Consider the following 12,183-nt stretch of genomic DNA (forward strand, 5'->3'; position numbering starts at 1 on the left):
CAGCCTTCCAGCTTTCCCTCACCTCGTCGGGTCGGAGAACGAGTAGAGCACCTCGGTGGTGTGCTCCCCCTCCCGGAGCACCACGGGAAGGCTCCGGGCCCCCGGGGGTAGGACCTCGGCGATCTCCACCGGGAACGCCTTGCCGTGCAGGTGGATCACGTACCGGGTGCGCCCGGGAGGCGGAAATTCCACGTCCACCCGGGCCCGGTGGGGTCCCACCCGCAGGAACAGGGGGCGGCGGTTCCCCTCCCAGGGGCCCATGCCCTCGAGGGCCACGGGGTGGGTCTCGCCCGCCCGGGTGATCCAGATCTGCCGGGGCACCGAGGGCTGGGCCGGCTCGGCCGGCCGGTCGAGCCGGTACGGGGCCGGCCGGCCCCGGGGGGAGACGCCGGCCGCCCGCCGCTCGAAAAACGCCGACGCGGCCTTGGGGAACAGGGCGTAGGTGAGGCGGTCGTCCTCGCTCCCGAAGGCCTCGGCCGGCAGGTCGTCGAGCTCCGGCAGCCGGGCCGGCTCCGGAAGGGCCTCCCGGGCCCGGGCCACGAGGTCGGCCCGGCACCCGGGCATGGGGGGGCCGAACTCGCCGGCCAGGTACCGGACGGCCGGGGGGGCCAGGGTCGCGAACGGCCGGCCGGACACCACGTCCTCCACGGCCTGGCCGCACACGGCCTGGAGGAAGGGCCGTAGGAGCGGCGGGCGGCCGAACGCCTCCCACACCGGCCGGAACCGGGCCAGCGCCCGGTCCATGTCGGGCCGGGGCGAGCGCCCGCGGATCTCCTCCAGCATGGCCTGGCGCACCACCCCCGGCAGTTGCCCGGAGAGGCCCCCGTGGTCCACGCCGTACACCGCCCGGTACCGGAACCCCTTCTGTGTCTTAAGCCCCTCGAACAGCGCCGCCGCCTCCTCGAGGGCCCCGAGGTCCAGGCCCGGATCCAGGGGGGTGCCCCGCAGGGCCATGAGGAGCGACTCGGTCTGGGGCGGGCTGTAGGCCCAGGCCGCGGCCGATATGGTAACGTCGGCCCCGGTGGCCCCGGCCCGCAGGGCCGCCTCGGCCGCGGCCACGCCCACGAGGTTCACGTCGTGGGTGTGCACCCGCAGGGGGGCGGAGAAGTGGGCCCGGTAGGTGGAGACGATCCGCTCCGCCACGGGCGGGCTCAGCATGCCGAAGGGGTCGTGCACCGACACCGCGTCGGCGCCGGCGAAGAGATACGCCTGGGCCGCCCGGACCAGGGCCTCGGGCGCATCCCCCAGGTCGGACCAGTCGAGCAGGTGGGCCACGGTGACGTGGATGCCGGTCTCCTTGGCCAGTTCCACCACCCGCACCGTGTCGCTCCGGCGGGTGGCCATGTCGAGCACCCGGAGCCGGTCCACGCCGAGGTCCCGGATCCGCTGGAGCACGGCCTTCTCCGTGCTCCAGGGCGCCGGCCGGGTGCCAAAGAGGAACCGGGACCGGACCGAGGCCTGGATCTGGGTATTTCGAACCGCGCGCCGGACGGCCCGCAGCCGCTCCCAGGGGTCCTCCCCGAGCACCTCCATGGTCGGGTAGAACGAGGCGCCGCCCCAGGCGTCTATGGCCGTGTACCCGGCGCGGTCCAGGGCCTCGAGGAGGTCGGTGAGTTCGTCGGATCGCACGTGAAGGGTGAGGAAGTTCCCCACCGCGTCCCGGAGGGTGGAGTCGAACAGTTCCGCGGGCCGCATCACACGTCGCCTCCAGGGTGGCTCACCGCGCCGGGCAGGCCGCCCCTCAGGTAATGGCCGAACAGCGCCGCCGCGGTGACGAAGAACGGGTCCCAGGGTTCGGCCGGGTCGGGGTAGCCGAACCCGTCGATCTTCTGCTCCATGAAGTAGGTGGTGAACCGGCCGCTCAGGAAGTCGGGGTCCCGGAGGATGCGCCGGTAGAGGGGAAGGGTGGTCTCGATGCCCCGGATGACGTACTCGTCGAGGGCCCGCCGGGTGCGGCGGACCGCCTCGTCCCAGGTGCGGCCCCAGACCGAGAGCTTGGCGATCAAAGGGTCGAAGTAGGGCAGCACCTCGCAGCCCCCGTGGATGCACGAGTCGAGCCGCACCCCCGGGCCGCCGGGGGAGAGGTACCGGGTGATCGTGCCGGGCGAGGGCATGAAGTTCCGGCGGGGGTCCTCGGCGTTGATCCGGCACTCGATGGCGTAGCCGCGGATCTCCACCTCCTCCTGGCGGATCGAGAGGGACTGGCCCGCGGCCACCCGGATCATCTCCTGCACAAGGTCCACGCCCGTGACCATCTCGGTCACCGTGTGTTCCACCTGGATCCGGGTGTTCATCTCCAGGAAGTAGTACCGGCCGTCCCGGTCGAGCAGGAACTCCACGGTGCCGGCCGAGTCGTACCCCACCCGCTCGCACAGGGCCAGAGCGACCCGTCCCATGGCCTCCCGGGTGACCGGGTCGACCACCAGCGACGGCGCGATCTCGATGAGCTTTTGGTGTCGGCGCTGGATGGAGCAGTCCCGCTCGCCCAGGTGCACCCGGTTGCCGTGGCGGTCGCACAGCACCTGGATCTCGATGTGCTTGGGCTCCTCCAGGAACTTCTCCACGTACACCCGGCCGTCACCGAAGGCCTTCTGGGCCTCGGAGGCGGCCAGGGGGAACGCCGTGGCCAGTTCCTCGGGGTTTCGCACGATACGCATCCCCTTGCCCCCACCGCCGGCCGCCGCCTTGACCATGACCGGGTAGCCGATCCGGTCGGCCCAATCCAGGGCGTCGTCGGCCCGGTCGAGCGCGTGGGAGGCGGGCACCAGGGGTACGCCGGCCTCCTCGGCCGCCTTCCGGGCCGCCACCTTGTCGCCCATGGTCTCGATGGCGTTTACGTGGGGGCCGATGAACGCGATCCCCCGCCGGGCCAGGGCGTGGGGCAGGGCCGGCCGTTCCGAGAGAAACCCGTACCCCGGGTGCACGGCGTCGGCCCCGGTTTTGACCGCCGCCTCGGCGATCTGCTCCGCGTCGAGGTAGCCGGCCACCGGGCCGGGTTCGAGAAGGATCGCGTCGTCGGCTTTGGCCACGTGCACGGCGTGGGCGTCGGGTTCGGTGTAGACCGCCACGGTTTCGATGCCCAGCTCCTGGCACGCCCGGATGATCCGCACGGCTATCTCGCCGCGGTTCGCCACCAGAACCCTGCGGAACACGGCTCACCCCTCCAGTTCGCGGCGGAACGACTCGGTGGCCTCGAGGAGCTTGGTCCGGTCGGTCTGCCGGGCTGCCTCCAGCCGCTCGGCCAGGGCGGGGTTCTCCACCGCCAGGATCTGGACCGCCAGGAGCGCCGCGTTCACGGAGCCGTCGACGGCCACGGTGGCCACCGGGATGCCCCGGGGCATCTGCACCGTGCTCAGCAGGGCGTCCTGCCCGGCCAGGGGACCGGACGCGAGGGGAACCCCGATCACCGGGAGCGTGGTGTGGGCCGCCACCACGCCGGCCAGGTGGGCGGCCATGCCGGCGCCGCAGATCAGGGCGGCCGCGCCCTGGGCCCGGGCCTCGGCCGCGATCCGGGCGACCCGCTCCGGATCGCGGTGGGCCGAGGCCGCGTGCACCTCGAACGGCACGCCGAACTCCTTGAGGGTTGCGGCGGCCTTTTTCATCACAGGCCAGTCGTTGGGGCTTCCCATCAGGATGATCACCTTTTTCACCGTGGTCCTCCTTTCGCTCCGGGACGTTCCGGGGGGGTGAACACGACCATGACGAGTTTGTGGGGGGTGTCGGGGATGATCTCGATCTGGACCCGCCGCGCCGTGCCGAGGTCGCGCCGGTGGGCGAACTCCTGGAACGCGGGCAGCATCTCCGCGGCGCAGGCCGAGAGATACTCCCGCAACAGCCGGCAGCCGTCCTCCCGGCGGCAGAGATCCTGCTCCGCCGGGGCGGTGGCGTCGTAGAGGACCGCCACGATGAGCCCCGGGCCGAACAGGGCGTCGACCCGGGAGGGCGCCACCCCCATGGTCTGGGCGTAGATCCGCCCCAAGGTTTCTCTCGGATCTGCGTGGGGTCCGTCGGTGACCGCTCGCACGAATCTCCCCTTGCCGGCACGGGGCGCGCCGCCGGCGCCCCGGGGAATCCGGTCTCACGCAAAACGAAAAACGGCCGAACCTCTCCCGTTTGGGAAAGATCCGGCCGTCTCGTACCCGGGGCGCGAACGCCCCGTGTCCCGTTCGGGCTGGTCTTGGGTGTTTCCCCGCCCTCCGGCCTGGGCTTCCCGGCGGGAGCCCTTCCGGCTGACGGTCGGGGCTATCTATACTCGTCGCCCCCGGGTCCGGTCAAGCTCCCGAAGCGGGCTGGGGCTCGGCGTCGAGGGTGAACACGAACACCCGTTCCCCGGTTCGGGTGCTGATGTCGGTGTGAACGCTCACCACTCCACACCCGGTGAGGGCCTCGATCTCCTGGACCACCAGCGAACGGGCCGATTCCACGAGCGCCGTGCGCATGCGTTTGACGAGCTCGATGCCCCCTTCGGTGCGGGCGAGATGAATCTCGGCCGGGGTGAGCACCCCCCGCAGGCGCACCACCACCATGTCGCCCACGATCCGGCACCACGCCTCCTTGGGGCCGCGGCCCATGTACTCCTTCTCCAGCCGCACCAGGGCCTTTGCGATCTCGTCCTCGAGCGGTCCGTGGGGGGAAGGGTAGGGCATGGGATTCTCCAGGGCACCGGGGGCCGGAGGGCGCCGCCCTTTGTACGGAACCGGGGCTTCCGGCGTCAAGCTGCTGGTCGTGCCGGGCCCGGGCGCTGTGGTATAAGCGGAAGGCCCCTGCGATCCCTAAACTGCGGAGGAGGAGGCGATGCAGGACCGGTATTCGAGCCCCGAGTGGAGCGTGGACGAGTGGGTGAGCGCCTGGCACATCCGGGTGGGCACGGCCTACCGGTGCCAGGAGTGCTCCAACATGATCATGGTGGTGAAGGGCGGCATGGGCACCCTGGAGCCCCGGTGCCACGGGAAGCCCATGGTGCCGGTGGAGCCCAAGAAATGAGCCGGCCGGTGCGGTTGGGCCAGGTGTACCGGTGCCCGGTGTGCCGGGCCGAGATCCTGGTGATCAAGGCGGCCACCGCGGCGCTCGACCCCCACTGCTGCAACCGGCCCATGGAGCCGACCCGGGTCGTCCCGGTGTACCGGTGCCCGGTGTGCGGCGCCGAGGTGGCCGTGCTTCGGCAAGGGGACGAGGCCCTCGAGCTCGTGTGCTGCAACCGGCCCATGGAGGAGCGGGAGGCCCGGGAGGCGGCGTGACCGGTCCCCGGGAGGCCGGGTTCGTCTGGGTGGAGGTGGCCGCCCGCCGCCAGCCCGGGTTCCGGAACCGGGTGGTCCGGGTGGACGAGGTGCCCGCGTGGGCGCGGCGCCACGGCGGCTGGGGCTGCTACGCGAGCCTCTTTCTCTTCGACCGGGGGCTCCCCGCGTATCTGGAGGCTGGCAGGCGCCGGGGCCGGCCCACGGTGGCCGGGTACGACGGGCCCGTGTGGGCGGCCTACTGGACGTTGGACCTCGACGCCCCGGACCTCGAAGCGGCTTTGGATGCGGCCCGCCGGGCGGTGGACCGGCTCCTGGGGCCCTGGGGCATCGGCCCCGAGGCGGTCCGGGTCTACTTCAGCGGCCAGAAGGGGTTCCACGTGCAGACGGATCTCCGGGCCTTCGGGTTCTGGGCCCCGAGCCGGGTGGTGCCCGAGGTGCTGGGTCGGCTGACCCGCCGGCTCACCCGGGAGCTCGGGGAGGCTGGCCGGTTCGTGGACCCGGCGCTTCGGGACCGCACCCGGCTCCTTCGGCTTCCCCACACCCGCCACGAGGTCACGGGCCTCTTCAAGACCCCCCTGTCCCTCGACGAGCTCTTTCGGGAGAACCCGGAGCGGATCCGGGAGGCGGCCCGGGTGAGCAGGGGGATGGGGACCGACCCGGGCCTACTGCCCGCCGGGGACGTCCCGGTTTCGGACACGGCCTGCCGGGTCTGGGAGGCCGCGGCCCGGGGGGCCCGTCGCGCCGCGGCCCGGCCGGCCGTTGTGCCCGGGCCGGGCTGGGGGGAATGTCCGGCCCGCCGGGCCCTCCTCGGGGAGCCGGCGCCCGTGGGAGCCCGCAATAACACGGCGATCCGGATCGCCTCGTGGCTCCGGGAGTGCGGCTGGGGCGCCGAGGCGGTGGAGGGCGCGCTCATGGACTGGAACCGGAGAAACCCGGAACCGCTCGACGACGCGGAGATCCTCCACGTGGTGCGCTCGGCTTTCGCGCCGGCCGAGCCCTACCACTACGGGTGCCGCGACCCCCTGATCCGGGCCCACTGCCCGGCCTCCCCGGCCGACCGGTCGCGGTGCCCCTACCACCCGGGGCGGGCCCATGGCTGAGGCGCCGGTCCTCGTGGTGGCGGCCACCCCCGGCGAGGCGGAGTTCCTGACGGGGGCCCTGGCGCGCGACGCCGGGGACCTGCCCTGGCCCCTCTGGTCGGGCCGCCTCGGGGCCCGGGCCGTTGCCGTGGCCGTGACCGGGGTGGGCAAGGTCAACACGGCCCTGTGTTTGGGGGCCCTCCTGCCTCGCCTTCGGCCCTCGGCCGTGGTGTCGGTGGGGGTAGGGGGCGCCTACCCGGGCTCCGGGCTCGAGCCGGGCCACCTGGCCGTCGCCACCGGGGAGGTCTACGGGGACGAGGGGGCCGAGACCCGGGCCGGGGTGCGGGGCCTGCGGACGCTGGGGTTCCCGTCGTGGCGGCGGGGGAGTGAGGCGTGGTACGAGGAACTCCCGGTGGACCCGGCGTTGGCCCGGGATCTCCTCGGGGCCGCCCGGAGCGTGGCCCGGGCCCGGGAGGGGCGGTTCGTCACGGTGTCCACCGTGACCGGCACGGCGGAGCGGGCCGCCCGGCTGGCCCGGCGGTTCCGGGCCGTGTGCGAGACCATGGAGGGGGCGGCCGCGGCCCACGCGTGCCTCGCCTTCGGGATCCCCTTCGGGGAGGTCCGGGGCATCTCGAACCGGGTGGGGCCGAGGGACCGGCGGTCGTGGCGGCTCCGGGAGGCGGCCGAGGCGGCCCAGAGGGCCGTGCTCGCATTTCTCCGGTAGCCGGGCGCAAGGTTTCGTGTATACTTCCGATCGGTTTTGATCGGATCACACCCTGTTTCCCCCAAGGAGGAACCCTGATGCGCGTACGCCACATCATGACCAGCCCCGTCATCACCGTGCCGAGCTCCACCCCGGTGCTCGAGGCCGCGAAGATCATGAAGGAGAAGCGGATCGAGCGGCTTCCCGTGGTGGACGACGGAAAGCTCGTGGGCATCGTGACCAAGGACCGGGTGCTTCGGGCCTCGCCGTCCATGGCCACGAGCCTCTCGCTCCACGAGATCCACTACCTGTTCGCCAAGCTCACGGTCAAAGAGATCATGCAGCGAAACGTGGTGACCGTCACCCCCGACACCACGGTGGAGAACGCGGTGCGGCTCGCCCAGGAGAAGCGGGTGGGGTGCCTGCCGGTGGTGGAGGACGGTGAGGTGGTGGGCATCCTGACCACCAACGACTTCTTCTACCTGGTGCTGAACCCGCTTCTCGGCATCGGGGAGAAGGGGGCCCGGGTGATCGTGCGCCACTGCGACACGCCCCAGCTCATGATGAAGGCCCTGGAGTGCGTGGCCCAGCTGGGCCACCAGGTCCTGAACGCCGCCTACCTCCCGAGCCGCCGCGGCGGGGAGAAGGACTTCCTGATCCATATCGACGCCGAGGACGCTTCCAAGCTCGTGGAGTGCATGAAGGAGGCCGGCCTGGACGCCGAGGAGCGGGAGCGGTAGAGACGGAAACAGCACGCGACGGAAAACGCCCCCCGGGGAGAACTCCGGGGGGCGTTTTCGTTTCCCGGGTCAGGCGCAGAGCCCGTAGAAGCGGGGCTCACGCCACGGACGCAACGCTTCCGGAGAGTCCCTTCCATTTGGGCGGGACCCTACGCCGATGAAGGGCAAGGGCCGGGTCGGCGCCCGGTGTGGGAGCGGCGTCCACGCCGCGATCCGGGCCGAAGTCCAGCGGACAACGTTGCCGTGGTTCGGCGGCGTTCCCCTCGGGTCGGTACCCGAACCCGCGGGGGAAGGGATCGTGGCGTTCGTTGCGGGCGTTGCGTGAACCCTGAACTTCAGCCTCCCGGCCGGTAGTAGGCCAGGCGGGGGGCGAAGGGGTAGCAAAGCTGCTCCAGGTGCTCGCGCTGGTCCCCGGGGAGGGACGCGGCGGCCTCCACCGCCCGGACGTTCGCCTCCACCTGCTCGGGGCTGTCGCACCCCACGCTGGCCACCTGAACCCCGGGGGTGGACAGGGCGTACCGGAGGAACGCCTCCGGCCCGGGCGCCCCCGGCACCTGGCCGACGAGGCCCCGGCACAGGGTCTTCATGGCCACCACCCCGAGGCCCCGGCGGGCCGCCTCGGCCACGGCGGTGTCGGGGAAGCCCCGGAACGCGGCCTCGGCCGGGTTCACCGGGCAGAGCACCACGTCCACGGGCAGGAGATCCATCGCCCGCACGAGGAGGCTCGGGTCCTCGTGCCCCGACACCCCCAGGAACCGCACCTCCCCCTTGTCCCGGGCCTTGAGGGCCACCTCCAGCGCGCCGCCGGGGCCGGCGATGGTCAGAAGGTCGTCCTCGGACCGGATGTCGTGGAAGTACCACAGGTCCACCCCGTCGGTGCGCAGCAGGGCGAGGCTCTCGTCCAGGTGGGCCCGGGCCGCCCGGGCCCGGCGGGCATGGGTCTTGGTGGCCAGGAACACCCGGTCGCGGGCGGGCCCCAGGCTCCGGCCCAGATACTCCTCGCTCCCGGCGTAGGCCCGGGCCGACTCGAAGTAGGTCACCCCGAGGTCGATGGCCCGTCGGATCACGGCCTCCGCGTCGCGGAACCGCCCGTGGGTGCGCAGGATCCCCTCGCCCCCGAGGCCGAAGGCGGTGACCTCGACGCCGGTCTTTCCGAGGATGCGCTTGGGCAGCGGCATGGCGGGCTCGTTCGGCTAGAACGCTGGAAAGCTGGAAGGCTGGAAGGCTGGAACGCGAGAAAACTCAGATTCACTTCGCAGTCTAGCGTGGTTCTGGTCGGGCGCAAGGCCCGCCTTCCGCTCCCCTCGGGCCCGGATTGCCGCCGGACTCCCGAAGGCAGGGCGGCGCCCGCGCCGCGATCGGGGGTGAAGGGTCCGGGGAGTGGGCTCCCGAGGGTGCGCCGCGGTTCGCCCCGGGCGAGCGAACCGTCTTCGGGCGCCCGAGCCTTCGAGCCTCCCAGCTTCCCAGCCTTCCCGCCTTTCAGCGGTAAAACACCTCCGGCAGCCACAGGCTCACGGCCGGCACGTAGGTCACGATGGCGAGCGCCAGGAGAAGAAGCGCGAGGAAGGGCAGGGTGGCCCGGGCCACATAGCCCATGGGCTTTCGCGTGAGCCCCATGGCCACAAAGAGGTTGAGGCCGAAGGGCGGGGTGAGGAACCCGAACTCGATCACGAGCACCATGACAATGCCGTAGTGCACCGGATCGATCCCGAGCCGCCGGAGGGTCTCGGCGAAGATCGGCGACAGGATCAGCATGGCCGACACGTCGTCCATGACCGAGCCCAGGGCCAGAAACAGCAGGTTCACCCACAAAAGGAACGCCCAGGGGGTTTCGACCCGCTCCACCACCCACTCGGCCACGGCCGCCGGAAGCCCCTCGGCGGTGAGGAGCCACACGAAGGCCATGGCCCCGGCCAGGATGAGCAGGAGGCACCCGGAGAGCACGGCCGACTCCACGAGCGACCGGTGGAGGCCCCGCCAAGTGAGTTCCCGGTACACCACGGCCTCCACGAACAAGGCGTAGACCACGCTCACGGCCGCAGCCTCGGTGGGGGTGAACGCGCCGGTGTAGATGCCCCCCAACACGATGACTGGGAGCAGAAGGGCCCAGATCCCCCGGCGCACGGCCCCCAGGGCTTCTGCCCAGGTGAGCCCGCCCCGCTTCGTTCCTACGAGCGCCCGCATCACGTCCACGAGGCGCCGGGCCATGGCCCCCTCGGTCATGATCCGGCCGGCCAGGATGAAAAACGGGATCGCCAGGAGCACGAAGTTGTCGAGCGCGTTGAAGAGCTGCTGGGGGATGATGAGGAGCGGGGTCGTGGTGTGGAGCCGAAGGGCGAGGGCCGTGACCCCCACCATGACGGCGGCGATGGGAAGCCCCAGGAGCAGGAGGCCCGCGAACGTGGCGGCGACGGTGGCGAGCACCGGGTCAGCCCCCCTCGCGCGCCGGGGCGAGCCCCCGGCCCCGGGCGGCCCACAGGAGGCCGTCGGCCAGGAACCGAAGGGCCATGGTGGCCGAAAAGAGCGGGATCGCGGCGTAGGGCACCCACATGGGGAGCCGGAGCGAGGCGCTCGTCACCCCGAACCGGTGGAGCTTTGCCGCGTGCTCGTACCCATACCAGGCCACCAGGGCGAACAGGGCGGCCGAGAGGATCCCGGCGAAGGTCCGAAGGACCCGCCGCCCCCCGGGGGGCATAAGGCGCTCCAGGAGTTCGACCGAGAAGTGGGTGCCGTGGCGCACTCCCACGCTGGCCCCGAGGAAGGTGAGCGCGATGCAGCCGTACCGGCCGGCCTCCTCGGCCCAGTCAATGCCGGTGCCGAAGGCGTACCGGAGCACCACCTGCACGAACCCCAAGAGCGCCAATGCGAGGAGGCCCCACCCGAGCAGGGCCTCCTCGACCTTCTCCACGGCGTTCAGGAGCCGCACGTCCCTACTTCCCCTGGTGCTCCTTCACCTTGCCCAGCAGGAAGTCCACGAACTCGCCGCCGATCTGGGGCCGGTATTTCTCGTAGATGGGCTCCACGGCCTGGCGGAACGCGGCCCGCTCGTCGGCCGTGAGGTCCACCACCTCGATCCCGTTCTTCTGGCAGTACTCGTCCACCGAGACGCCGAGCTTGGGCAGTTTCTGGTGGAGCTTGGCGTTCACCTCCCGGTTCGTGCGGATGCACTCCCGGGCGCCCTTCCGGAGGGCCTCCTGCACGTTCTTGGGCAGGCCGTTCCAGAAATCCGCGTTCACGACGATGACCGTCTCGGTCAGGGTGTGGTTCAAGAGGGTCACGTGCTTGTTGACCTCGGTGAACTTCATGAGGATCGAGGTCAGGAGCGGGTTGTCCTGGCCGTCGATCACCCCCTGCTGGAGGGCGTTATACACCTCGGGGAACGGCATCGGCACCGGGGTCACCCCGAGGAGCTTGAAGGTGTCGAGGAAGATCGGGGCCTCCATGAGCCGGAGCTTGAGCCCCTTGAGGTCCTCGGGCTTCCGGACCGTCCGCTTGGAGTTCGTGAGGTGGCGGAACTCGTTTTCCGCGAACCCGATGGCCACGAACCCTTTGGGCTCGAAGAACCGGAAGAACTCCTTCTGGAACTCGGGGTCGTCGAGCACGGCGTAGGCGGTTTTGCGATCGGGCCACAAGAACGGCAGGTCGAGCGCCGCGGCCTCGGGCACGAAGTTGGAGAGCACGGCCGTGGTGATGGCCGCCATCTGGAGCGTGCCCATCTGGACCTGCTCGGCCATGGACCGTTCGCCGCCCAGTTGGCCCAGGGGGAACACCTTGACCTCCCACTCCCCCCCGGTTTCCTGCTTCACCACCTCGGCGAGCTTCAAGAGCCCCTGGTGCTGGCCGTGGAACGGTGGGGCCACGTGGCCCAGCTTGATCTCCTTGGCGGCCCACGCCGGGCCGACGGCCAACGCGAGGACGACGGCGAGGATCCCGACCCAACCCTTTCGCATGACCTTCCTCCTTTTTCGCTGGGGCTAAACGGCAAGTTGTGTCGCCCAAACGGCGAAACGAGCCTAGGCCGCGGGCCTCCTGTTGTCAACCCACCGGTGGGTGGGGAACCGCCTCAGCGCTTTACAGCCCCGACGAATAAACTATGTTTGCCGCCCGGGATGGAGAACGGGGTGCGACCGCCCGCTGTGGCAACCCCCGCGGATCCGGGCCGTGACGCGGAAACCCAAGAACGATTCACGGCCACCCAGCCGCCGAAAGCTCCGGTAGGCCACCGAGCGCGGCCTTTTCGCAGGCACAATATTACTCGGGCGGTTAGATAGACACGGTCGGGGGAATGGGGCCTGCTGGAGCGCCGGGCGTGGCTCCTACAGTCGCTGCATCCGGTACTCAGCCAACGACTGGGACTCTTTCGGTCAATCGGATCGACAAATACGCCCAGAATTCCTGAGCGGTTCCGCCCATCCGGCTGAGTA

Annotated in this window: 14 protein-coding genes; 5 read left to right on the plus strand and 9 right to left on the minus strand. The window is 71.3% G+C overall.

Translation table 11 applies throughout. The features are described from left to right. Positions 1-18: 18 nt before the first annotated feature. The 5 genes from ACYQ8L_RS16910 to ACYQ8L_RS16930 all read right to left on the minus strand — a co-directional run bounded on the left by ACYQ8L_RS16910 (position 19) and on the right by ACYQ8L_RS16930 (position 4,646). On the minus strand, positions 19-1,695 hold the full coding sequence (locus ACYQ8L_RS16910) for an acetyl-CoA carboxylase biotin carboxylase subunit family protein (protein ID WP_459942991.1): 1,677 nt from the start codon (positions 1,693-1,695) through the stop codon (positions 19-21). Continuing rightward, positions 1,695-3,152, minus strand: coding sequence for an acetyl-CoA carboxylase biotin carboxylase subunit (locus tag ACYQ8L_RS16915; RefSeq protein ID WP_459942992.1), 1,458 nt, complete (start codon positions 3,150-3,152; stop codon positions 1,695-1,697). Before ACYQ8L_RS16915 ends, ACYQ8L_RS16910 begins: the two co-directional genes overlap by 1 nt. A gap of 3 nt (positions 3,153-3,155) precedes the next feature. After that, the gene (purE, locus tag ACYQ8L_RS16920) at positions 3,156-3,650 is read right to left on the minus strand and encodes a 5-(carboxyamino)imidazole ribonucleotide mutase (RefSeq protein WP_459942993.1); all 495 of its coding nucleotides are present in this window, start codon (positions 3,648-3,650) and stop codon (positions 3,156-3,158) included. Then, a complete protein-coding gene (locus ACYQ8L_RS16925) occupies positions 3,647-4,024 on the minus strand; it encodes a hypothetical protein (RefSeq protein WP_459942994.1) in 378 nt (125 codons plus the stop codon). The genes purE and ACYQ8L_RS16925 overlap by 4 nt, the downstream gene beginning before the upstream one ends. Positions 4,025-4,271: 247 nt before the next feature. After that, positions 4,272-4,646 carry a Na-translocating system protein MpsC family protein gene (locus ACYQ8L_RS16930; protein WP_459942995.1) on the minus strand — a complete coding sequence of 125 codons (375 nt, stop codon included), beginning with the start codon at positions 4,644-4,646 and terminating at the stop codon, positions 4,272-4,274. Between the two features lie 148 nt (positions 4,647-4,794). Between ACYQ8L_RS16930 and ACYQ8L_RS16935 the strand changes: the two genes are divergently transcribed. The 5 genes from ACYQ8L_RS16935 to ACYQ8L_RS16955 all read left to right on the plus strand — a co-directional run bounded on the left by ACYQ8L_RS16935 (position 4,795) and on the right by ACYQ8L_RS16955 (position 7,759). Beyond that, positions 4,795-4,983 carry a hypothetical protein gene (locus ACYQ8L_RS16935; protein ID WP_459942996.1) on the plus strand — a complete coding sequence of 63 codons (189 nt, stop codon included), beginning with the start codon at positions 4,795-4,797 and terminating at the stop codon, positions 4,981-4,983. Further along, positions 4,980-5,237 carry a hypothetical protein gene (locus ACYQ8L_RS16940; protein ID WP_459942997.1) on the plus strand — a complete coding sequence of 86 codons (258 nt, stop codon included), beginning with the start codon at positions 4,980-4,982 and terminating at the stop codon, positions 5,235-5,237. The genes ACYQ8L_RS16935 and ACYQ8L_RS16940 overlap by 4 nt, the downstream gene beginning before the upstream one ends. Further along, positions 5,234-6,337, plus strand: a complete 1,104-nt coding sequence (locus tag ACYQ8L_RS16945; RefSeq protein ID WP_459942998.1) for a primase C-terminal domain-containing protein — start codon at positions 5,234-5,236, stop codon at positions 6,335-6,337. Before ACYQ8L_RS16940 ends, ACYQ8L_RS16945 begins: the two co-directional genes overlap by 4 nt. Then, positions 6,330-7,040 (plus strand): futalosine hydrolase, encoded by a 711-nt coding sequence (gene mqnB, locus ACYQ8L_RS16950; protein WP_459942999.1) that lies wholly within the window; start codon positions 6,330-6,332, stop codon positions 7,038-7,040. The genes ACYQ8L_RS16945 and mqnB overlap by 8 nt, the downstream gene beginning before the upstream one ends. Before the next feature lie 77 nt (positions 7,041-7,117). After that, on the plus strand, positions 7,118-7,759 hold the full coding sequence (locus tag ACYQ8L_RS16955; RefSeq protein WP_459943000.1) for a CBS domain-containing protein: 642 nt from the start codon (positions 7,118-7,120) through the stop codon (positions 7,757-7,759). A 335-nt stretch (positions 7,760-8,094) separates the two neighbouring features. On the opposite strand, the gene ACYQ8L_RS16960 is transcribed toward ACYQ8L_RS16955, so the two are convergent. The 4 genes from ACYQ8L_RS16960 to dctP all read right to left on the minus strand — a co-directional run bounded on the left by ACYQ8L_RS16960 (position 8,095) and on the right by dctP (position 11,709). Beyond that, positions 8,095-8,937 carry an aldo/keto reductase gene (locus ACYQ8L_RS16960; protein ID WP_459943001.1) on the minus strand — a complete coding sequence of 281 codons (843 nt, stop codon included), beginning with the start codon at positions 8,935-8,937 and terminating at the stop codon, positions 8,095-8,097. 301 nt (positions 8,938-9,238) lie between these two features. After that, positions 9,239-10,183, minus strand: a complete 945-nt coding sequence (locus tag ACYQ8L_RS16965; RefSeq protein WP_459943002.1) for a TRAP transporter large permease — start codon at positions 10,181-10,183, stop codon at positions 9,239-9,241. Positions 10,184-10,187: 4 nt separating this feature from the next. After that, entirely contained in the window at positions 10,188-10,685 is a 498-nt protein-coding gene (locus ACYQ8L_RS16970) for a TRAP transporter small permease (RefSeq protein WP_459943003.1), read from the minus strand. A gap of 4 nt (positions 10,686-10,689) precedes the next feature. Next, on the minus strand, positions 10,690-11,709 hold the full coding sequence (dctP, locus tag ACYQ8L_RS16975) for a TRAP transporter substrate-binding protein DctP (protein ID WP_459943004.1): 1,020 nt from the start codon (positions 11,707-11,709) through the stop codon (positions 10,690-10,692). Positions 11,710-12,183 lie beyond the last annotated feature (474 nt).

This window comes from Deferrisoma palaeochoriense, assembly GCF_054656955.1.

Bases quoted from the DNA above. Each gene is read 5' to 3' on its own strand.
- ACYQ8L_RS16910 (WP_459942991.1), bottom strand. From the start codon at position 1,695: ATGCGGCCCGCGGAACTGTTCGACTCCACCCTCCGGGACGCGGTGGGG.
- ACYQ8L_RS16930 (WP_459942995.1), bottom strand. From the start codon at position 4,646: ATGCCCTACCCTTCCCCCCACGGACCGCTCGAGGACGAGATCGCAAAG.
- ACYQ8L_RS16935 (WP_459942996.1), top strand. From the start codon at position 4,795: ATGCAGGACCGGTATTCGAGCCCCGAGTGGAGCGTGGACGAGTGGGTG.
- ACYQ8L_RS16940 (WP_459942997.1), top strand. From the start codon at position 4,980: ATGAGCCGGCCGGTGCGGTTGGGCCAGGTGTACCGGTGCCCGGTGTGC.
- mqnB (WP_459942999.1), top strand. From the start codon at position 6,330: ATGGCTGAGGCGCCGGTCCTCGTGGTGGCGGCCACCCCCGGCGAGGCG.
- ACYQ8L_RS16955 (WP_459943000.1), top strand. From the start codon at position 7,118: ATGCGCGTACGCCACATCATGACCAGCCCCGTCATCACCGTGCCGAGC.
- ACYQ8L_RS16960 (WP_459943001.1), bottom strand. From the start codon at position 8,937: ATGCCGCTGCCCAAGCGCATCCTCGGAAAGACCGGCGTCGAGGTCACC.
- dctP (WP_459943004.1), bottom strand. From the start codon at position 11,709: ATGCGAAAGGGTTGGGTCGGGATCCTCGCCGTCGTCCTCGCGTTGGCC.